The following is a 22,001-nucleotide window of genomic DNA, read 5'->3' as shown; positions in this document are numbered from 1 at the left end:
ACCAACAAATTCAGTCAGGTACGCTCAACCGGTATTTACTGCTGTTTAAACGTATCACCATTGAAACAGATATTGAGTCATTTACCGGGCAGGAGGCACTAAGCGAGTCGTTTCGTTATACAGTCCGTTTTACCTCGCCTGTAACGTATTCCACTTTATCTTTTTTGCGGGAACTGAAAATGGCAATATGCCTGCCTCCTGGATTTTTAGTGTGTTAGCCTTCTATAGCATCATGGTGGCGATAGTTTTATTCAACGAGCTCTGGTGCCAAAGAAATTTATTCAGACAGCTTAAATTCTACTATTACTAAGCTAAGCCCAAAAGCCCGGTGACTCCCGGGCCACAAGCCACCCGTTATCTATAAGCCCCGAACCACTTCCATAGTAAATACTTATACCTCAAATATAACCCTCAGATTTACTGCGCCATTGCCGATAGCAGTTTCAGGATTCAATAAAAAAACCAGCATCACTACCCTGCATAACTTTCTGGCTCCCACCGGCACAGAAGCGCATTAGCCGTTTCTGGCCCCTGGCCGCTGTGCGCAAGTGTTCTATTTGAGTGTTAAGGAGTCTGTATGCGATTAATTCCGGCGCGTTTATCCGGGAAGTTGCTTTCCGGTGGTGTCATCATTCTGGCCGTCACAGTCCTGATTGTGTATTTCACCATGCAGTGGTTCGCCCAGCCACGAATCATTGATGCCAGCAACGAACTGATTCTCCAGGCGGGAAATAACCTGACCGCCAATATTGACCAGCAACTGAAAAAAATTGAAGGCCAGGCTATCAGTATGGCCCGCATGGCGGAACAACTTCCCCACCAGGATGCGCTCTACAAAGACGTATTGCCGGGAATGATAGATGCCCAGCAAAACGACACCATTGCGGGGGGCGGTATCTGGCCTGAGCCAAATGCCTTCAGCGAAGGTGAGGCCCGGCACAGCTTTTTCTGGGCTCGGGGAAGTGACGGTAAGTTGACCTTTTCCAATGGCTATAACGACCCTTCCACTGCGGATTACCATAACGAAAGCTGGTACACCGCGGTGAAAAGCGCACCGGGTAACCAGTGTACCTGGTCTGAAGTATACCAGGACCCGGTCTCTGGCGTGAATATGGTTACCTGCAGTGTGCCTTACCATAATGCAGCAGGCCAGTTTGCCGGGGTCGCCACCATTGACGTCCAGCTTGATAATCTCGGTGCCTACCTGCAAAAAAGCGGTACGGTGACAGGCGGTTATACCTTTGTACTGGACGCCACCAAACAACTTATTTTTTCGCCTGCCGCACACGAAAAACAGTTGATGTCGCTGGCGCAACTGGCGGAAAAACAACCCTGGCTCGCACCGGTAAATAACGCCGTTAACCAGTTTCACAATGACACCAGTGTTACCGCCGTGACCGACCTGAAAGACCCGTTACTGGGGGAACATGCGCAGGTCAGCCTGTTTCGCATGAAGGGGACTGGCTGGGTAATCGGCCTGGTCACCCCCGATGCCAGAGTATCGGGGCTGGCCGCCACCATCACTCACGGCATTTTGTTTATCCTGGTTCCCGTTCTGGCTGTGCTGATGCTGGGGTTCTGGGTAATCAGTAAAACTATTACACGCAGGCTGAATGCCACACAGCAGGCATTATACGAAATTGCTCACGGCGATGGCGACCTGACCCGTCGGCTCGACGATAACGGTGAAGATGAATTAGCGGGGATTGCACACTCCTTTAACCAGTTTGCCGATAAAATCGCCAGTGTGGTACGTAGCGCCCAAAGCACCAGCGAAATTGTCGCCCGGGGGGCGACCTCACTGGCAGACAACAACAGTGGGCTGGCGGATAAAATCGCCGGCCAGGCCGCTGCTCTGGAAGAAAGTGCGGCCGCAATGGAGCAACTGAATGCCACCGTGCGCCAGAATGCCGACAATGTGCGTATTGCCGACCAACTGGCCGAAAAAACAGCGGGTACCGCACAGCAAAATGACCAGGTAATGAAGCAGGTTATCAGCTCCATGAATAACATTCGTCAGGCTTCCGGCCGGGTGGGTGAGATCCTGCGTGTTATTGATGACATTACCTTCCAGACTAACATTCTGGCACTGAACGCCTCGGTGGAAGCCGCCCGTGCGGGGGAACAAGGGCGCGGCTTTGCCGTTGTGGCGGGAGAAGTACGGTTACTGGCTCAACGCAGCGCCACTGCGTCTCATGAAATAAAAGCCCTGATTGATGATTCTAACAACCATGTGTTAGCTGGAAGCCAGTTTATCGATAACGCCGGAAAACAACTGGCGCAACTGGTCAATGATGTTGACCAGGTGAAAAACATTATGGCGGAAATACGTGTTGCTGGTGATGAACAAAGCAAAGGGATTGATGAAGTTACCCGGGCTGTCACTCAAATGGAACAGACCGTAGCAGAAAACCTGGCCACGATTAACCAGACAGCCCATAACACCGCACTGTTACGCCAGGAAGCACAGGAACTCGCCAGCGAAATTGCTGTATTTCGTGTGAGTGAACGGGGACCTGAATCCCCCGTTCCTCAGGTAAGGTCTGTACAGGTGTCTGCTCTGCCTGTGCCGGTCTAATCCACATGAATGGCACAAGGAAGTGCCATAAACTGTACGGCATAGCCACACACTAAATATCAAGAGGGCCAGTTACCAGGCTCCTTTATTTTTTTCCGGGCACGAAAACTCCCGGAATGTACAGATTAATTACCCTGTAAACTGGCTATCACCTGGCGTTCATCCAGCCAGGCGAGCAATGACTGCGGTGCCATTGGCCGGGCCAGCAAATACCCTTGTACTACCGGGTAACCCTGGTCACGCAGACGGTTAAACTGCTCACAGGTTTCCACCCCTTCAGCAACCACAGTCAGGTGCAGGCTTTCCCCTATGCCCATAATTGCTTTACTGAGTGAGCAGGCGATTTCATCATTTTCCAGGTCAGCCACAAAGCTGCGGTCCAGTTTCAACTCACTGAACGGTAACCGGCGCAAATAACTCAGGCTGGAATAGCCAGTACCAAAATCATCCATTGATAAGCGAACCCCCAGCGCATTGACCTCATTCAGGCATGTCACGGTATTGACGTTGCTGTCCAGTAAGACACTTTCTGTCAGTTCCAGCGTAAGGTGATGAGGCTCCAGACCATGTTTTTCGAGGATCTTCGCCACGGTAGCTGGCAATGACAGGTCATGAAAGCTGGTGGAAGAGAGATTAACCGACACCGCTGGTATGGGAATGCCCTGAGTCTGCCACTCGGCGAGTTGTGCGCAGGCTGTATCCATCGCCCATATGCCTAACTCAGCAATCAACCCACACTCCTGCGCCAGAGGAATAAAACGCGAAGGCGGCACCATACCAAACTCAGGGTGATACCAGCGGGCCAGGGCTTCAACGCCATATATACTGTTATCATGTAGCGTAATTTGTGGCTGGTAATAGAGCTGCAACCCGCCTTGCTTTACTGCCTGGCGCAAAGCACTTTCCAGCCTCATACGTTCCTGCGCTGTTTGCCCCATGTCGTTGCTGAAAAATGCCCACTGTCCGCGGCCACAACTTTTGGCCTGAGACATTGCCAGGTCGGCATGCTGAATCAGCTCATCCACTGTTTTACCATCGTTCGGAAACATGGCGATACCCACAGTCGCCGTGACTGACAGCGATGTACCTGACAATTCCAGCGGCTCATGTAGCACCGCCTGTAAACGGGAGACCGCTTCCTGAACCTGGTTTTTGTCGCACTGTGGCATCACCACCAAAAATTCATCACCGGAAAGGCGGCCTGCAATGTCCGTTACACGTAATGCACATTGCAGGCGCTGCGCGACCTGTACCAGGACATCATCACCTAACTGATGGCTGTATGAGTCATTAATCTGCTTAAAGCGGTCAAGGTCAATAAAGAGCACGGCAACCGCTTCGTTACGATGTGCTGCCGCTTCGACTTCCTGGTCCAGTTTGGCCTGTAACAAACTGCGGTTTGGCAACCCGGTCAGGCTATCGTAAAACGCCAACTGACTGATACGCTGGCGCGCATGCTCACGAGTCAACGCCAGTGAACATAAGTGGGTCGAGACATCAATCAGATACTGGTGCAGCAGCGAGATGCGTTCTGTTAGCGGCTGGCGGAAATAGAAGGCAAAGGTACCAATCACTTTGCCCTGGTTGTTACAAACAGGCGTCGACCAGCAACCGATATAACCCAACGGCAAAATTTGGTCGCGAAAGGGCTCCCAGCGAGGATCTGTTGCGATATCAGTAACAAGCACGGGATGATTAAACCAGGCAGCAGAGCCACAGGAACCCACGTCAGGACCAATCTGTAACCCTTCTAACTGGCGTGAGAAAGATTTTGCCATCCCGGGGCCTGCCAGAGGGAACAGGCGCCCATGGTTATCCAGTTCAAGAATGGTAGCAGTAATATCCGGGGCGATACGCTCGACTTCGTTACAAATCAACTCAAGCACATCCACCAGCGGGCGCTCCTGTACCAACGCTTCGAGCACCTGCTGCTGCAGCGTTTCATAAATCTTACTGTGTGTGACACTGTGCACCATCCACACCTGGTGCGACACTTGTCGGGTATGGGTATTGACTATCGGGTAACAAACCAGCCTCACCCAGTGCCTGTGCTGGTTTTTGTCCTGAATCAGGTATTCACCTTCCAGAGGCTCTCCGGCGCTCAGTTCACGAATAACCGCCTGGCGGGCAGACTCATCAATCCCACTCAACAACAACTCAACCGGGTTAATACCATTAAGCCCGTTAATTTCCCAACCCAGCAACTGTGTGAAGCCTTTACTGACATAACGGATATAGCCGTCACCATCACTCACCATCACTGCAGTGTGAATGACTTCAGCTACCTGGAATTGTTGGTACATCAGAGCGGGTTGTTCAAAATCGTGGCGGGTCTGGTCGGTTGCCGGGCGAACCAGCGCCAACACACTCGTTATCTTGCCGCTCATATCGGCGACAGGCACCCATGTCACATCAACCCAGATAAGACGGCCTGTTTTGTGAAACGCAATTATCACGCCTGAGCCAGAAATACCGCGCATCAAGTCCTGCCACAGCACAAGGTAGCGTGGGTGGCGGGCAAAATCAGGCAGGCAGAATTCGCTGTGGTGGCGTCCAATTACCTCCGCGGCCTGGTAGCCAAACAGATTTAATAAATTATCATTCACCTGGCGCACGCATCCATTGCCATCGAACTCAGCAATGGCAAGTACGTCATCAAGCGCTTGCAACTGGCTCAATGCTGGCGTAACACCCTGCCCATTCGACCCGGCATTGTGTGTTTTTTCGTACATGGCATCAGCCCTTTCGTCTTGAAGCAAAACCGTCCTTCATCCGGACTGTTATCATCGGTTTTTATTCACCCATTGCTGCAACCTGGATTTACGGCTCAAGAGGGATGCACCGAAAGGTATTGAAGGTATCGGCACGAACTGCTGTTACTTTAGGCAATGCGTCACAGTCCTCAGATATCCCACAGGAATAAAACTAAAGATAGCTCACATGGTTAATAACAGGGGGAAAATACACTGAAACACACACGGTGGAGTAATAACTGAATGGGGCACCGCTGAAAAAACTGATGCAACTGCGCGGTGTCTGGTTTGGAACAGGCGCAGGGTAAAACGTCGCTCTCTGTATACAGTGAAACACAGGCAGGTAAGCCCTGTTGCTACGGGCTTGCCTGCCCCCTGACCATCAACGCACCCGAATGCCTTCGGTAATCATGCGCTGGACACTTGCCACAGTCTCGGCAAAAAATTGTGGGTCTCTGAGATTTTTTCCGGTTACCGCCTCTATTTGTGTGGCGAAATCGGCATAGTGTTGGGTGGTGGCCCAAATCATAAAGACCAGGTGATGCGGGTCAACAGGAGCCAGTTTTCCACTGGCAACCCAGTCGGCAATAATCGCGGATTTTTCATCCACCAGCTGTTTTAAATCACCAGACAACTCGGCCATTAATAAAGGAGCACCCTGTAGCATTTCCAGGCAAAACAAGCGGGATGCCTGAGGGTAATCGCGTGAGACCTCCAGCTTTCTGCGAATATAATCACCAATTGCCACCAGCGGTTCCTGGTCGGCGCTGAAGGACTTGAAAGGTGCCAGCCAGATTTCCAGAATGTCTTTAAGCACAGCCACATACAATGCTTCTTTAGACGGGTAGTAATAGAGCATATTCGTTTTGGAAACACCGGCCTGTTCTGCCACCTGGTCAAGGCTGGTGCCGTGAATACCATATTGAGAAAAAAGGGCTAACCCGGCGGCCAGAATGGCCTGCTTTTTCGCGGCGACCGCCCGGGAGCGCCGCCCTGTCGTTTTTACCGTTTCACCGGCCATATTTACTCTCCCTGCATGGATGCAGACAGCATAACAAAATCCGCTTCACCACTCGACAAGCTTGAAGGGCCTGCGCTCTGATGGTGCTTTTTTGTGCACCATTTTTGACCAAATAGTCCACTTTTTTAACCTTACTTTTTTTTGCGTTATTTATTAACTGTTTAATAATAAATACTTTTTATTTTTGGCATCACAATTGCAACATTTTCGCTACAGCGTGGTGACAGGAAATGCCGGCAGGATGCCAGGCCCATGCATTTACTCAACCAAGACGTGCGAGGTTCGTGATGAAAATCGGTGTATTCATTCCTATCGGTAACAACGGCTGGCTGATTTCAACCAATGCGCCACAGTACATGCCAACGTTTGAGCTGAATAAAGCGATTGTGCAAAAAGCAGAGCATTACCATTTTGACTTTGCCCTTTCGATGATCAAGTTGCGTGGTTTCGGCGGTAAAACCGAATTTTGGGATCACAACCTGGAGTCGTTCACCCTGATGGCCGGTCTGGCTGCCGTCACATCGAAAATTCAGATTTACGCAACAGCCGCAACACTGACCCTGCCCCCGGCTATTGTCGCCCGTATGGCATCCACCGTAGATTCCATTTCCGGTGGGCGTTTTGGGGTAAACCTGGTTACCGGCTGGCAAAAACCCGAATACCAACAAATGGGCATGTGGCCGGGGGATGAATACTTTTCCCGCCGTTATGATTACCTGACCGAATACGTAAAAGTTCTGCGGGATCTGTGGGGCAAAGGCCAGAGCGACTTCAAAGGTGAATTTTTCACGATGAACGACTGCCGCCTCAGCCCGCGCCCGGAACAACCGGTGAAAGTTATTTGCGCCGGGCAAAGTGATGCCGGAATGGCTTTTTCAGCACAGTACGCCGATTACAACTTCTGTTTTGGGAAAGGTGTCAACACTCCCACCGCCTTCGCTCCCACCGCTGCACGCATGAAAGCAGCAGCGGAACAAGCCGGGCGTGATGTTGGTTCCTATGTGTTGTTCATGGTAATAGCCGACGAAACAGACGAAGCCGCCCGCGCCAAATGGGAACACTATAAAGCCGGTGCTGACGAAGATGCGTTGTCCTGGCTAACAGAACAGAGCCAGAAAGATACCCGCTCGGGGAGCGATACCAATGTACGCCAGATGGCCGACCCGACCTCCGCCGTCAATATCAATATGGGTACCCTGGTGGGCTCATGGTCTACCGTCGCCCGTCTGCTCGATGAAGTGGCGACAGTCTCTGGTTGTGCAGGTGTACTGCTGACCTTTGACGATTTCCTGACAGGTATTGAAAACTTTGGCAAACACATCCAACCATTGATGTCCTGCCGTAAAGCTATTCTTCCCGCTCAACAGGAGGTTGCCTGATGAAAGATCTGACCCTTGAAGCCCGCCCGGAAGCAATTTCGTTTTCCCCCGAACAAAGCGCATTAATTGTTGTGGATATGCAAAACGCCTATGCCAGCAAAGGCGGTTATCTCGACCTTGCCGGGTTTGATGTTTCAGCTACCGGCCCGGTGATTGAAAAAATCAACATTGCCGTCAGTGCCGCACGGGCCGCCGGGATCCCGGTTATCTGGTTCCAGAACGGTTGGGATGAACAGTATGTTGAGGCAGGCGGACCAGGCTCACCTAACTGGCATAAATCCAATGCGCTGAAAACCATGCGCCAGCGCCCGGAACTGGAGGGCAAGTTACTGGCCAAAGGCGGCTGGGATTACCAACTGGTGGATGCGCTTAAACCAGAGCCTGGTGACATTTTGCTCCCCAAACCCCGCTACAGTGGCTTTTTCAATACCCCGCTCGACAGCATTTTGCGCAGCCGGGGAATTCGCCAGCTGTTCTTTACTGGCATCGCCACCAATGTCTGCGTGGAATCCACGTTGCGTGATGGGTTCTTTTTGGAATATTTCGGCATTGTGCTGGAAGACGCCACGCATCAGGCAGGACCAGCATTCGCTCAACAGGCCGCGCTATTCAATATTGAAACCTTCTTTGGCTGGGTTAGCGATGTACAAACATTCTGCGACACCCTTGACGCTACACCATTGGCCCATATTGCATAAGGAACATACCATGCCAAAACAAGTGATTATTCCTGCTGGCACCACAACGCCTATTGCGCCTTTTGTTCCTGGCACACTGGCAGACGGCGTGGTTTATGTTTCCGGCACACTACCATTTGATAAGCAAAATAATGTGGTGTACCCCGGCGACCCAAAGGCACAAACCCGCCACGTTCTGGAAACAATCAAAACCGTTATCGAGACAGCGGGCGGGACGATGGAGGATGTGACCTTCAACGCTATTTTTATCACCGACTGGACTCACTACGCCGCGATTAATGAAGTTTACGCGGAGTTTTTCCCGGGCGATAAACCAGCACGTTTTTGCATCCAGTGTGGCCTGGTTAAACCTGAAGCACTGGTGGAAATCGCCACCACCGCCCATATTGGCAACGGAGCTTCTGCATGAAACTGCACGTCCATGATGCGCCATACCCCGGTGCTCCTGTAATGGTGCTTAGTGCCGGGTTGGGAGGAAGCGGTAGCTACTGGGTGGCGCAACTCAGCGCGCTGAAACCCCGATATCAGGTCATCACTTATGATCATCGCGGTACCGGGGTAAACCAGTCTGAACTCCCGGCTGACTACACCATGGCAATGATGGCCGATGAGTTACACCACGCCCTGGCGAACCACGGAGTGACCCGTTACGCCGTTACCGGGCACGCACTCGGCGGGTTGATTGGCATGCAACTGGCGCTGAACTACCCGCAATCCATTACCGCACTGGTGATTATTAACGGCTGGTTGAGTCTGAACCCGCAAACTGCTCGCTGCTTCGCCACCCGCGAGCAACTGCTTGGCAGTGGTGGGGCAGCCGCCTGGAACCACGCACAACCGCTGTTTCTCTACCCGGCTGAATGGCTGGGTGAGCAACAGCCCCGGCTGGAAGCCGAAGAAGCGCTGCATAATGCCCATTTTCAGGGAGAAGCCAATTTGCGTGCACGCCTGGGTGCCCTGAAACAAGCCAGTTTTACCCACACGGCAGGCCAGATAACCCAACCGGTACTGTTAATCTGCGCCAGAGACGATTTACTGGTTCCCTGGCATTGCTCACAAATGTTGCATGAGTGCCTTCCGGCAAGCCGCCTGTGTGTGATGCCCTGGGGAGCACATGCCTGTAACGTCACAGCCAGTGACACATTTAACAGCCTGTTACTCGATGGCCTGGCTGAATTATTTCCGACCATGAGTGAAGCAAGATAAAAGGAGATGTTATGCAAGAAGCTCTGACGCCGGACGCACTGGCGACACTGTATACCGGGGCGCACACCCACAGCCACTGGCTGGAAAAACCGGTTCCGGACACGTTACTGGTTCAACTGTATGATCTGGTGAAAATGGGGCCAACTTCTGCCAACTGCTCACCTGCCCGCTTTTTGTTTGTGCGCAGCGCGGAAGGGAAAGAACGCCTGAAACCGGCGCTGTCCAGCGGAAACCTGGAGAAAACCATGCAGGCACCGGTTACTGCCATTGTGGCCTGGGACCCGGCATTCTATGAGCAATTACCCACCCTGTTTCCTCATGCTGACGCCCGGTCCTGGTTCACATCAAGCCCGGCACTGGCAGAAGAAACCGCCTTTCGTAACAGCAGCCTGCAGGCCGCTTACCTGATAATAGCCTGCCGGGCGCTGGGGCTGGATACCGGGCCGATGTCCGGGTTTGACCAGCAGAAAGTTAACGACACTTTCTTCGCGGATTCTGGCTGGAAAAGTAATCTGCTGATTAATATTGGTTATGGCGACAACAGCAAAGTGCATGCGCGCCTGCCACGACTGGATTTCAGCGTAGCCTGCGGGCTGGAGTAGGAGGCAATATGCTGGAGAAAACCTTATTTCGTGATGCAATGTCGCGCCTTGGTGCGGCAGTGAATATCATCACCACCGATGGCCCGGCCGGGCGTGCCGGGTTCACCGCCTCTGCGGTATGCAGTGTAACAGACGACCCGCCAACGCTGTTAGTGTGCCTCAACCGTCAGGCTTCTGTGTGGCCGGTATTTAATGAAAACCGCCATTTGTGTGTGAATACACTAACAGCAAACCAGTCCGAATTGTCTACATTGTTTGGCGGTAAAACCCCAATGGAAGCCCGTTTTGCTGCCGCACAATGGCGCACAGGGGTAACGGGCTGCCCACTACTCGAAGGTGCGCTGGTCAGCTTCGACTGCCAAATAAGCCAGGTGGTGAGTGTTGGTACACACGATATTCTGTTTTGCCAACTGCAGGATGTAGTGAGCGCAGGCGCGCCACATGGCCTGGTCTGGTTTGACCGGCGCTACCACCCATTGATTAGCGCCGTCTGAGCCTTTAGTTATCTGGTGCCTGAGAAGCAGGGACAACTGCATCTTCAGATTGATGAAAAAGAAGGAAAAAACGTGGTTTTTCCTTCTTTTTAGTTAGCAGCCGAAAATCAATAAATTGATTTTCCTGGTTTTTTATTGAGTGGCACCCTCTCGTTCAGTGCGGGCATGAGGTTTGTCATCAGGCTCATCTTTCGCTTTTTTTCTGTGTTTCAGGCGCATTTCACTCACCAGGACACCCAGCACAATGAAAACGCCACCGACCAGAGCCAGCAACGGCAGGCGTTCACCGGCAAACCGCCCAAAGACACCGGCCCAGACAGGTTCACCCGTGTATATAACCGTCGCCCGTGTGGGAGAGACACTGCGCTGAGCCCAGTTCATGGTCACCTGAATAATGGCGCTAAAAATCCCCAGGCCAATACCCACTACCCACAGCCGGGGCGTCATTACCGGTACGGATTCCCCTGCTGGCAACATGGTGGCAAATGCCACTAATGATGCCGTAGCCAGTTGCACCACCGTTACACGCTTCACATCCACTTTTCCGGCCCAGGCACTGATCAGGATAATTTCCGCCGCAATCGCCAGCGCACTGACCAGGGTTATCACTTCACCATGGCCTGGCGCCAGTAGTGAGCCTTGCGGCCCGGCCAGCAATACCAGCCCGACAAAGGCCAGTGCTATGCCTGCCCAGGCCATTACCCCGGGCATTTTGCCCAGACAAACCCATTGCAACAATGGCACCAGTGGCACATACATCGCGGTAATAAAAGCGGACTTACTACTGGGAATAAAATGCAGCCCCCAGGTTTGCAGGCTGTAGCCGAAAGCAATCGCAATACCAATCGCAACCCCGGCTTTCAACTCCAGCATGGTCAAACCACGCAATGAGCGAAGCGAAAGCAGGCCTACTGCTACAGCCGCCGCAGCAAAACGTAACCCAACAAAGAAAAATGGGCCGCTGTCTGCCGTTGCATACTGCACAGCAAGGAATGTTCCCCCCCAGAACATGGTGATAAGCATCAGAATGGCTTCCTGGGGTTTAATGGAGAATTTCATCAGGGATTGCACAACGAAAAAAGCCTGTTAACTGGAAAGGAGATGACCAGTGTGCGCCCGGTATGCCTGTGCTTCAAGAGGGAGAACAAAATATCTCTGGTATAGCGCCTGAATGAATGGCTATGGCAAAAAAACTGCCAGCATATTTGCACTCTGCGCCATGGCACATATCTTTAATAGAAAGGAACGCGGTACAGAAAACCACAACCACCCACCGGGTTCACAGTAAACATGTTTGGCTAAATACCCTGTTACAGGAGGCGTTATGACAAACCAGGCAAGTAAATTACATCACGTTGGTGAATGGGCTGCCTTGCGCAATACCTCACCGGAAATTGCTGAAGCGATTTTCGAACTGGTGAATTACGACGAACAACTGGCCGAGAAAATGTGGGAAGAAGGCAACGATACAGCCCTGATTAACGCCTTCGCCAGGACAGATAAACAAACCCTGTTCTGGGGAGAGCAAACCATAGAACGGCAAAACGTTTAATTGCTGTTACGGCAAGGAGTGGGATACTGCTCCTTGCCTGCACTACCATTTCCTTTCATTAAACCGTCATCTGCGCGCCATGCTGTTGCAGTGTTTCCCTACCAGACTGTTTGCCTTCTGAGAGTGGTAATAAGGCAAATGCTGTTATGCGCAGAACCTGGCAAACTTGGTTAATCCTTGCCCCATCGCTGTTTTTTTTAGTGCTGTTTACCTGGTTTCCCCTGGTGCGGTCGGTTTATGACAGCCTGTTTGATACCCGGCTATCCAGCGAAAACCCTGTCTTTGTTGGCCTGAATAATTTTGCCCGCCTGCTGGCAGACCCCGTTTTCTGGCGCGCACTGACCAATAACCTGGTGTATATCGTACTGACCGTGGTACCAGGCATTGCCCTGGCGTTATTACTGGCTGTTGCGCTTTGGGAGAACCACCGGCTTAACCGCTGGCTGCGCACTGCGTTTTTCTTCCCGATGATTGTGCCTATGGTGAGCGCTGCAGCGCTATGGTTGTTTATTTTTATGCCGGGGCTGGGGTTGCTGGACCATTATCTGTCCATATGGTTTGGCCCACAAAATAACAACTGGCTGGGGCGCAGCAATACAGCACTGTTTGCATTAGCACTGATTGGTGTCTGGAAGTTTGCCGGGTATTACATGCTATTTTTCCTTGCCGGGCTGCAAGGAATACCCGCCTCAACACATGAAGCGGCGCGCATGGAAGGTGCCTCAGCCACACAGCGCTTCTTTCTGGTGACCCTGCCCCTGCTGCGCCCGACCCTGAGTTTTGTCCTGACCACCGCATTGATTTACGGCATTACTCAAATCGACCACGTTGCCGTAATGACTCAGGGCGGCCCGGATAACGCCACCACAGTACTGCTCTATTACATCCAGAACCTCACCTGGGAAACTCATGACCTTGGTAAAGCATCAGCAGCAACTTTCCTGACGCTGGCGGGGTTATTCGCTTTCTCGCTGTTCAACCTGAAGTGGCTGGAGAAAGGAGCCCACTATGAGCGCTGATATATCCCCGGTAACGCTGGCAACACGGCCTCGCGCGCTGCCGCGTGCCCGCACCACGCCTGTACCTGCAATCACATTAACGATCCTGTTACTGTGCCTGGCTTTGCTATGGATAAGCCCGTTTCTCTGGATGCTCTCTTCAGCATTCAGTGCCACCACATTTGGCAACGATATGGCATCGCTGCTCCCCCGCGGGCCACTCACGCTGGATAACTTCCGTGATGCCTGGCAGAGCGCCAACTGGCTCAGTCTGTATACCAACACGCTGTTTTTTGCTGGTGGAACCTTTGTGGTGCAACTGGTGACCGCCACCACAGCAGGCTATGTATTCGCCTGCCACCAGTTCCGTGGCAAACAAACGCTGTTCGCCCTGTTTCTGGTGCAACTGATGGTGATGCCTGTCGTCATGATGGTGCCCAATATGCTCACACTGAAAAGCCTGGGCCTGCTCAACACACTCACCGGGGTCATGATGCCCTACTTCACCTCCGCCTTCGGCGTATTTGTGATGCGTCAGGCCTTTATGGCTATCCCGAAAGAGATTGAAGAGGCGGCACTGATGGAAGGCTGTAGTTGGTGGCAGGTGTTGTATCACGTCATGTTGCCGGGTTCGTGGCCTTCCGTTCTGGCCTTTGCCACTGTCAGTATCACCTACCACTGGAATGAGTATTTGTGGCCACTGATGATTCTCAACGACCCGGATAAACAAGTACTCACTGTTGGCCTGGTGTCATTTGCTATGGGGGCAGAGTCTGGCGGGCAATGGGGCATGATCAGTGCCGGTACGCTCATGGTATGCCTGCCGTTAATGCTGGCCTTCATTCTGTTCCAAAAGCAGTTCCTGAGAAGCTTTGGTTTTTCGGGTATTAAATAACGAGGTGTTTCTATGCTGTTAGCACAAATTTCTGATACCCATTTTCGCAGCCACAACCAGAAACTGTACGGTTTTATTGATGTGAATGCCGGCAACGCCGATGTAGTGGCTCAACTGAATGCACTGCGCGAAGCGCCTGATGCCGTAATTGTCAGTGGTGATATAGTGAATTGCGGCCGCCCGGAAGAGTACCAGGTCGCCCGACAGGTGCTCGGAGCTTTGCGTTACCCGTTACTGGTGATTCCGGGAAATCACGATGATAAAGCCCATTTTCTGGAGTTTTTACGCCCGTTATGCCCCCAACTGGGAAATGACCCGGACAATATTCGCTATGTGGTTGACCACTTTGCCACCCGGCTTTTGTTTATTGATACCAGCAGAACAGGTACGTCAAGTGGCTGGCTAACCCCAGAAACAGTTGACTGGCTCGATAAGCAACTGGGCGACACCCCGGATAAACCCGCCGCAGTCTTTATGCACCACCCGCCTTTGCCGCTGGGCAATGCGCAAATGGACCCTATCGCCTGTGAAAATGGCCATTTATTGCTGGAACTGATTACCCGCCACCCCAACCTGGTTCGGGTGTTCTGTGGGCACAACCATAACTTGTGTATGACGCAATACCGCCAGGCCATTATTGCCACCGTGCCAGGCACCGTACACCAGGTACCCTACCACCATGAAGATAACCGCCCGTATTACGACATGTCGCCCGCGGCATGCACCATGCACCGCCAGGTGGGAGAGCAATGGGTGAGTTACCAGCACTCTCTGGCGCACTTTGCCGGCCCGTGGCTGTATGACCCGCAGGCCAGTTGCCCCACTGAGGAGCCGTCATCGCCATGCTGAAGTTGCGCAATCTGAGTAAAACTTTTGACGGGAAAACCGCACTGCACCCACTGGCGCTGGATATTCATGACGGTGAGTTTGTGGTACTGGTTGGGCCATCGGGATGCGGGAAAAGTACCCTGCTGCGCCTGATTGCTGGTCTGGAAGACACCACCACCGGCGAAATCTGGCTGGATGACGAGCAAATCAATGCGTTACCAGCCGGGGAGCGCAACTTTGCCATGATTTTCCAGAACTATGCGCTGTTTCCGCATTTATCGGTACGGGACAACATCACCTTCGGAATGAAGGTACGCAAAGAGGCAAAATCCGGGTGGCAAACACGCCTGGAAAAAGCCGCACAAATGTTACACCTGGAACCCTTGTTAGACAGTAAACCGGGCAAACTTTCTGGTGGGCAACGCCAGCGTGTTGCGATGGCGCGGGCGATTGTCCGCGATCCGAAGTTGTTCTTAATGGATGAACCGCTTTCCAACCTGGATGCGCAATTGCGTACCGAGGTGCGCGACAGCATTATGGCGTTGCACCAGAAGCTGTGTATCAGCACCATTTATGTGACCCACGACCAGACCGAGGCTATGTCAATGGCGGACAGGATAGTGGTTATGAAAGATGGCGTGATTCAGCAAACCGGCCGCCCCGCCGACATTTACCACCATCCTGCCAATGTCTTTGTTGCCGGGTTTATTGGCTCACCCGCCATGAACCTGCTGCTGTTACCCTGCGAAAGCGGCCAGGTTTTCTTTGGGGAACAGGCTATATCTCTGCCTGCAAATGCCCGGCAGGCACGCCAGGTATGGGTGGGGATTCGCCCCGAACATATTACCGATACCCCACAACCCGGCCAGTTTACCTTCGCCGCCACCCTTCGCCAGCGAGAACTGATGGGTGCCGACTATTTGCTTCACCTGACCACCCCGTTCGGGGATATGCGCTATTGCCGCCGCCACCGGGGAACCATTCCCGAATGCGGCGACATTATTCAGCCCGGCTTTTCCCTTGAAGATTTGCACTTTTTTGATGCTGACACACAGCTCAATTTATTACATCAGGAGACTATTCATGTTTAAGGCCACGCCTTTCCGGTTACCGGCTCTGGTATGCAGTTTAACCCTAGCGTTCACAGCCAGCGCACTGGCAAAAGAAAAAATCGATTTTATGTTTCCGGCTCCGGTCGACGGTAAGTTGACCATGGAAATGAACCGTATCATTAAAACCTTTAACGATTCACAACAGGATGTTGAAGTGCGCGGTATTTTTACCGGCAACTACGACACCACAAAAATTAAAGCAGAATCAGCTCAGAAAGCCGGGCAACCACCAGCGCTGGTGATTATGTCCGCCAACTTCACCACCGACCTGGCGCTGAAGAAAGAAATTCTGCCTATGGACGAGATCCTGAAATATGGCAATCTGAAAGCGAATGATTTTCTGGAGCAGAATTTCTGGCCTGCCATGTGGAAAAATGCCCAGGTGATGGGCGAAACTTATGCCATTCCGTTCCAAAACTCCACACCAATTCTTTATTACAACAAAACACTATTTGCTAAAGCCGGTATTACCCAGCCCCCTCAAACATGGGCAGAATTACGCGCCGACGCGCTTAAACTGACCAGTAAAGATCAGGGACAATGGGGAATCATGCTCCCTTCTACTAATGATGATTACGGCGGCTGGATCCTCTCAGCATTAGTTCGCGCCAATGGCGGTAACTACTTTAACGATACCTGGCCTGGTGAAGTATATTACAACTCCCCCACCACCATTGGCGCCCTGCGCTTCTGGCAAAACTTGATTTACCAGGATCATGTGATGCCCTCTGGTGTACTGAATGCCAAACAAATCAGCGCGGCATTCTTTTCCGGAAAGCTGGGTATGGCGATGCTCAGTACCGGTGCGCTGGGTTTTATGCGTGAAAACAGTAAAGACTTTGAGTTAGGTGTCGCCATGCTGCCAGCCAAAGAACAACGTGCTGTGCCAATTGGCGGTGCCAGCCTGGTCAGCTTTAAAGGTATTTCCGAGGCTCAGAAAAAAGCAGCCTGGGAATTTCTGAATTACCTGGTCAGCCCGAAAATTAGTGGCGAATGGAGCCGCTTTACAGGTTATTTCTCGCCACGTAAAGCAACCTATGACACACCAGAAATGAAAACATACCTCGCAAATGACCCACGAGCCGCAATTGCGCTTAAACAGTTACAGTACGCTCACCCATGGTATGCCACTTACGAAACTGTGGCGGTACGTAAAGCGATGGAGAACCAGTTGGCGGCTGTGGTTAACGACCCTAAAGTGACACCGGAAAGTGCCGCCCGGGCCGCTCAGGAACAGGCTGACACTATCATGAAACCCTATGTAGACAGCACAGCGCTTGCCCCGGTGAAATAATCTTATTTTTGACCAGCAATCCCCGGCAGCCACAAGGACGTGGCTGCCAACTGATTGAGTCTTTACTGGCGTGACCAGGCTGCGGCCTGACTGAAAAGTTCGGCGGACGGGCGAAAATCCCTATACAACATAAACGGCTCAACCGGCTGAATGGCCGAACCGGGGTGTCCGTTTCATTCACCAGCGCAATATTCTCCTAACCTGAATGCAAGGAGATTTCTATGACCCGAAGAGCAGAGAAGCTCGCCGTTCTGGTGTTTTAAAATTAACTACGCGCACTGAAATTTAATGATTTTTTGTGCCTGAAAAATAACTGCGGGCATTGTTATAACATATGTCCTTAATCATACTTCCCACTAAAGCAAAATCAGCAGGAATTTCTCCCCGGTTCATCCACCCCCCAACAGTGTTACACAGCAACCGACGAAAATACTCATGGCGCGTATAGGACAAAAAGCTTCTGGAGTCTGTCAACATCCCTATAAACTGGCTGATAAGCCCCAACTGTGCCAGTTGCTCCATTTGTCTCTTCATCCCATCAAGCTGGTCATTAAACCACCACCCGGAACCAAACTGCATTTTCCCGGCAATTCCTCCCCCCTGGAAATTACCACACATTGTTGCCACAACTTCATTCCATGCAGGGTTTAGTGTGTAGAGAATAGTTTTGGGCAATGAATCCAGCTCATTCAGCGCACTGAGTAACTGAGCCAGTGGTTCAGCGAAAGGCCTGTCATCAATTGAATCAAACCCGCTATTCGCCCCCAACATCTGAAAAGCTCTCTGGTTATTATTACGCCGTGCACCAATATGTAACTGCATAACCCATCCCCGCCGGGCATACTGTTGGCCCAGCCAGATTTGTACTGCAGTACTGAAGCAGGCCACATCAGTATCATTGAGAACGTCCCCCGCAAGGCGGCGTTGCAAAATATCATCCAGCACCTTTTGAGAAGGGCATGATGCAAAACGAACCGTTTCAATACCATGGTCAGCACTGCAACACCCATGCTGCGCAAAATACTCAAGTCGTATCAGTAATGCCTGAGTTAAATCGTCAAAACTGTAAATATTTATCCTGGTACATGAACCAAGTGCATCAATATAATTGGCAAACCCCGGCAATTCAGGTTTGAAAACCGGGTCAGGGCGCCAGGTTGGCCGTACTTCAATATCAAAATCAGGATTTTCTGCAATACGTCGGTGGTGAGTCAGATCATCCAGGGGATCATCTGTAGTACCTACCATACGAACATTCATTTGTTTCATCAGACCTTGTGCACTAAGGAAGGTGCGAATAAGTGGGGAAATTCTTCTCGGCTGACTCAGTCATTTCATTTCTTCATGTTTGAGCCGATTTTTTCTCCCGTAAATGCCTTGAATCAGCCTATTTAGACCGTTTCTTCGCCATTTAAGGCGTTATCCCCAGTTTTTAGTGAGATCTCTCCCACTGACGTATCATTTGGTCCGCCCGAAACAGGTTGGCCAGCGTGAATAACATCGCCAGTTGGTTATCGTTTTTCAGCAACCCCTTGTATCTGGCTTTCACGAAGCCGAACTGTCGCTTGATGATGCGAAATGGGTGCTCCACCTTGGCCCGGATGCTGGCTTTCATGTATTCGATGTTGATGGCCGTTTTGTTCTTGCGTGGATGCTGTTTCAAGGTTCTTACCTTGCCGGGGCGCTCGGCGATCAGCCAGTCCACATCCACCTCGGCCAGCTCCTCGCGCTGTGGCGCCCCTTGGTAGCCGGCATCGGCTGAGACAAATTGCTCCTCTCCATGCAGCAGATTACCCAGCTGATTGAGGTCATGCTCGTTGGCCGCGGTGGTGACCAGGCTGTGGGTCAGGCCACTCTTGGCATCGACACCAATGTGGGCCTTCATGCCAAAGTGCCACTGATTGCCTTTCTTGGTCTGATGCATCTCCGGATCGCGTTGCTGCTCTTTGTTCTTGGTCGAGCTGGGTGCCTCAATGATGGTGGCATCGACCAAGGTGCCTTGAGTCATCATGACGCCTGCTTCGGCCAGCCAGCGATTGATGGTCTTGAACAATTGGCGGGCCAGTTGATGCTGCTCCAGCAGGTGGCGGAAATTCATGATGGTGGTGCGGTCCGGCAGGGCGCTATCCAGGGATAACCGGGCAAACAGACGCATGGAGGCGATTTCGTACAGAGCATCTTCCATCGCGCCATCGCTCAGGTTGTACCAATGCTGCATGCAGTGAATGCGTAGCATGGTTTCCAGCGGATAAGGTCGCCGGCCATTACCAGCCTTGGGGTAAAACGGCTCGATGACTTCCACCATGTTTTGCCATGGCAGAATCTGCTCCATGCGGGACAAGAAAATCTCTTTTCTGGTCTGACGGCGCTTACTGCTGAATTCACTGTCGGCGAAGGTAAGTTGATGACTCATGATGAACCCTGTTCCATGGCTCCAGATGACAAACATGATCTCATATCAGGGACTTGTTCGCACCTTCCCTAAATGAGGGTAACATCAACCTGGCCTGGCAGTATTCCCACACCTCTTCAGCAGTATCCTGAGACAGGATAATATTTGATAAACCAAATGGCCGCTTCAGTTCCAGATGTGTCCAGTGAAATACCGGGTTACCCAACGTTTTTGGTATTACCTTTGCCCAGGCGAGGTATTTTTCTTTGCCACTGGCATTACCGGTAATGAGTTTTTCATCCACACCAGCCGCACGCATTACACGCCATTTATAGTGATCACCTTCCAGCCATATTTCAGCCAGATCCCGGAACTGGCGATTATCAGCTATATCCTGCGGAGACAGGTGACAATGATAGTCATAAATTGGCTGGTCGCATGCATACTCATGGTACAAACGAGTAGCTGCATTATTTTCTAATAAAAAATTTTCATCCAGAAAAGGTTTCATCAACACTCCCGTTTATATCAGCCGGGGCATCAGTCTGTCCCGGGCAGTTAAAGATCAGGCCATAGCTGCCTGCTGTGATGCCGGTGTTGCCACCTGGTGTTCTCTGACACAAGTCCACAGAATGATGGCGCCAATAATATCCATCACACTAAGAACAATAAAAAACGGGTTATAACCAATGACTTTTACCAGTTCGCCCATAATCAGAGTGCAGATAAAAATTCCGCTCCATCCGGCCATACTGGCAAAGCCACTGACTGTTGAGGTGGTATTTCGTTTAAAAAGATCGGTGGCCATGATAATGACCTGGGTGGATAACATTTGGTGGGCAAATCCGCATACAGAAACCAGCGCAATCGCCGCGTAGGGGCTGTCAACAAACCCAACAAATGCCAGCGGCAGCATCATCAGTGCTCCAATCGAAAAACCAATCCGACGCGCATTGACTGTGGAAATATTCCAGTGCTTCATTAAGAATGCATTCAGTACGCCACCGGCTAACCCACCAAAATCCGCTGCCAAAAACGGTAGCCAGGCAAACATCGCTATCTCTTTTAACGGCATATGGCGGACAGTCATCAGGTATACCGGTAACCAGAAGTTAATTGTCCCCCAGGCGGGATCTGCCAGGAAGCGGGGTAAGGCAATACCCCAAAAATTTCGTTGGCGAAGGATTTGCAGAACAGAAGGTTTTTTATCATCGGCATCAAGATATTGCTCCTGCCCCTCGCGAATATATTGTGCTTCTGTTGTGGTTAATGCTTTGTGTTTTTTCGGAGATTCGTAACCAAACCACCATAACACAGCCAGCACCAGACCTAATCCTCCAGTTATTACAAAAGACATTTCCCAGTTCCAGGTCATAATTGCCCAAACCACCAGAGGTGGAGCCAGCATTGCGCCAATGGAAGTTCCTATGTTGGCAATACCACCGGCAATACCACGTTCTTTAGCCGGAAACCATTCAGAGTTGCATTTCACACCGGCTGGGATAGCCGAGGCTTCACTCAACCCCATCAGGCCACGTAAGAAAGCCAGTCCGCCCCAGGAATGGCAAGAGGCGTGAGCCATGTTAATGAGCGACCAGGCAATAATTAAGATAAAAAACCCCAGTTTCAGCCCCACCACATCAATAAAGAAACCGCATATCGGCCCGGCAACTGTGTAAGCGAATTGAAATGCCCCGAGAATCCATGAATATTGTTCCTCGCTGATATTCAGGTCAGTGAAAAGTGTTGGTGCTGCCACACTAAGGGAGCTGCGAGCCAGTGCATTAATAACTGTGGCCAGTGAAACGAGGCCAATCATCCACCATCGTAAGTTTTTAATTTTCATCAAAATCAGACTCCGAAAGTTGTGTTTAACTTTTCCGCTTATGACGGAAAAAGGGAAAAACAGTTTGCCGTCACTGAATGTTCATGTACCGACCGTAAAGCAGGTGATCTCTTTATATTATGAATACTACCATACAAGTAGAAACAAAAAGGAAGAGAGAGAAACGGAATATGTGATCTGGCATTCAACTAAAAACATTTATGGATAGTTAGAGGTGAAATTGTGACGAATATCTCAAAATCACAAAAAATTAAACAAAATCAATATATTATAATAAAAACATTGTATTAAAAAAAGAATAACAACAAAAAATGTGCACGGAGAGTAATAGTTAACATGTTGAAAATAGATAA

General features: G+C 51.2%; 18 protein-coding genes and 2 pseudogenes. 13 read left to right on the top strand and 7 right to left on the bottom strand.

Going from position 1 to position 22,001, the window contains the following annotated elements:
- Positions 1-577: 577 nt before the first annotated feature.
- The gene (locus MPHASIOC01_RS03315; protein ID WP_064600138.1) at positions 578-2,578 is read left to right on the top strand and encodes a methyl-accepting chemotaxis protein; all 2,001 of its coding nucleotides are present in this window, start codon (positions 578-580) and stop codon (positions 2,576-2,578) included.
- 125 nt (positions 2,579-2,703) lie between these two features.
- Here the strand turns inward: MPHASIOC01_RS03315 and MPHASIOC01_RS03310 are convergent, their stop codons facing one another.
- Both MPHASIOC01_RS03310 and rutR read right to left on the bottom strand, forming a co-directional pair.
- Complete coding sequence (locus MPHASIOC01_RS03310) at positions 2,704-5,310, bottom strand: EAL domain-containing protein (RefSeq protein WP_353613916.1); 2,607 nt, start codon at positions 5,308-5,310, stop codon at positions 2,704-2,706.
- 403 nt (positions 5,311-5,713) lie between these two features.
- Positions 5,714-6,352: an HTH-type transcriptional regulator RutR gene (rutR, locus tag MPHASIOC01_RS03305; RefSeq protein WP_064600133.1), complete on the bottom strand. Its 639-nt coding sequence runs from the start codon at positions 6,350-6,352 to the stop codon at positions 5,714-5,716.
- A 287-nt stretch (positions 6,353-6,639) separates the two neighbouring features.
- On the opposite strand from rutR, the gene rutA reads away from it, so the two are divergent.
- Genes rutA through rutF form a run of 6 tightly spaced genes read left to right on the top strand, consistent with a single transcriptional unit; the run spans position 6,640 to position 10,731 of the window.
- Positions 6,640-7,731: a pyrimidine utilization protein A gene (rutA, locus tag MPHASIOC01_RS03300; protein WP_353613915.1), complete on the top strand. Its 1,092-nt coding sequence runs from the start codon at positions 6,640-6,642 to the stop codon at positions 7,729-7,731.
- Positions 7,731-8,429 (top strand): pyrimidine utilization protein B, encoded by a 699-nt coding sequence (gene rutB, locus MPHASIOC01_RS03295; protein WP_353613914.1) that lies wholly within the window; start codon positions 7,731-7,733, stop codon positions 8,427-8,429. Before rutA ends, rutB begins: the two co-directional genes overlap by 1 nt.
- Positions 8,430-8,439: 10 nt before the next feature.
- Positions 8,440-8,838, top strand: coding sequence for a pyrimidine utilization protein C (gene rutC, locus MPHASIOC01_RS03290; protein WP_064600124.1), 399 nt, complete (start codon positions 8,440-8,442; stop codon positions 8,836-8,838).
- The gene (gene rutD, locus MPHASIOC01_RS03285; RefSeq protein WP_353613913.1) at positions 8,835-9,635 is read left to right on the top strand and encodes a pyrimidine utilization protein D; all 801 of its coding nucleotides are present in this window, start codon (positions 8,835-8,837) and stop codon (positions 9,633-9,635) included. Before rutC ends, rutD begins: the two co-directional genes overlap by 4 nt.
- An 11-nt stretch (positions 9,636-9,646) precedes the next feature.
- On the top strand, positions 9,647-10,237 hold the full coding sequence (locus MPHASIOC01_RS03280) for a malonic semialdehyde reductase (protein ID WP_064600118.1): 591 nt from the start codon (positions 9,647-9,649) through the stop codon (positions 10,235-10,237).
- An 8-nt stretch (positions 10,238-10,245) separates the two neighbouring features.
- A complete protein-coding gene (gene rutF / locus MPHASIOC01_RS03275) occupies positions 10,246-10,731 on the top strand; it encodes an NADH-dependent FMN reductase RutF (RefSeq protein WP_064600116.1) in 486 nt (161 codons plus the stop codon).
- A 132-nt stretch (positions 10,732-10,863) separates the two neighbouring features.
- Here rutF and MPHASIOC01_RS03270 read toward each other — a convergent pair whose 3' ends face one another.
- Positions 10,864-11,790 (bottom strand): DMT family transporter, encoded by a 927-nt coding sequence (locus tag MPHASIOC01_RS03270; RefSeq protein WP_064600114.1) that lies wholly within the window; start codon positions 11,788-11,790, stop codon positions 10,864-10,866.
- A 265-nt stretch (positions 11,791-12,055) separates the two neighbouring features.
- On the opposite strand from MPHASIOC01_RS03270, the gene MPHASIOC01_RS03265 reads away from it, so the two are divergent.
- From MPHASIOC01_RS03265 to MPHASIOC01_RS03240, 6 genes are all read left to right on the top strand, one after another.
- The gene (locus MPHASIOC01_RS03265; protein ID WP_064600111.1) at positions 12,056-12,283 is read left to right on the top strand and encodes a YccJ family protein; all 228 of its coding nucleotides are present in this window, start codon (positions 12,056-12,058) and stop codon (positions 12,281-12,283) included.
- A gap of 146 nt (positions 12,284-12,429) precedes the next feature.
- The gene (locus MPHASIOC01_RS03260) at positions 12,430-13,302 is read left to right on the top strand and encodes a carbohydrate ABC transporter permease (RefSeq protein ID WP_064600109.1); all 873 of its coding nucleotides are present in this window, start codon (positions 12,430-12,432) and stop codon (positions 13,300-13,302) included.
- The gene (locus MPHASIOC01_RS03255; RefSeq protein ID WP_353613912.1) at positions 13,292-14,176 is read left to right on the top strand and encodes a carbohydrate ABC transporter permease; all 885 of its coding nucleotides are present in this window, start codon (positions 13,292-13,294) and stop codon (positions 14,174-14,176) included. The genes MPHASIOC01_RS03260 and MPHASIOC01_RS03255 overlap by 11 nt, the downstream gene beginning before the upstream one ends.
- 12 nt (positions 14,177-14,188) lie before the next feature.
- A complete protein-coding gene (locus MPHASIOC01_RS03250; protein ID WP_353613911.1) occupies positions 14,189-15,025 on the top strand; it encodes a phosphodiesterase in 837 nt (278 codons plus the stop codon).
- Complete coding sequence (locus MPHASIOC01_RS03245; RefSeq protein WP_064600102.1) at positions 15,019-16,095, top strand: ABC transporter ATP-binding protein; 1,077 nt, start codon at positions 15,019-15,021, stop codon at positions 16,093-16,095. The genes MPHASIOC01_RS03250 and MPHASIOC01_RS03245 overlap by 7 nt, the downstream gene beginning before the upstream one ends.
- The gene (locus tag MPHASIOC01_RS03240; RefSeq protein ID WP_064600099.1) at positions 16,088-17,410 is read left to right on the top strand and encodes an ABC transporter substrate-binding protein; all 1,323 of its coding nucleotides are present in this window, start codon (positions 16,088-16,090) and stop codon (positions 17,408-17,410) included. Before MPHASIOC01_RS03245 ends, MPHASIOC01_RS03240 begins: the two co-directional genes overlap by 8 nt.
- 285 nt (positions 17,411-17,695) lie before the next feature.
- Here MPHASIOC01_RS03240 and uxaC read toward each other — a convergent pair.
- From uxaC to MPHASIOC01_RS03220, 4 genes and pseudogenes are all read right to left on the bottom strand, one after another.
- Positions 17,696-18,694 (bottom strand): annotated as a pseudogene (uxaC, locus tag MPHASIOC01_RS03235) (glucuronate isomerase); the annotation flags it as partial.
- A 148-nt stretch (positions 18,695-18,842) separates the two neighbouring features.
- Entirely contained in the window at positions 18,843-19,823 is a 981-nt protein-coding gene (locus tag MPHASIOC01_RS03230; RefSeq protein WP_000019402.1) for an IS5-like element IS5 family transposase, read from the bottom strand.
- A 70-nt stretch (positions 19,824-19,893) separates the two neighbouring features.
- Positions 19,894-20,313 (bottom strand): annotated as a pseudogene (locus MPHASIOC01_RS03225) (glucuronate isomerase); the annotation flags it as partial.
- Positions 20,314-20,367: 54 nt separating this feature from the next.
- Complete coding sequence (locus MPHASIOC01_RS03220; protein ID WP_064600096.1) at positions 20,368-21,648, bottom strand: MFS transporter; 1,281 nt, start codon at positions 21,646-21,648, stop codon at positions 20,368-20,370.
- Positions 21,649-22,001 lie beyond the last annotated feature (353 nt).

This window comes from Mangrovibacter phragmitis, from assembly GCF_040429585.1.
GTDB classification, from domain to species: domain Bacteria; phylum Pseudomonadota; class Gammaproteobacteria; order Enterobacterales; family Enterobacteriaceae; genus Mangrovibacter; species Mangrovibacter phragmitis.
This window is presented reverse-complemented; position numbering and strand designations above follow the sequence as displayed.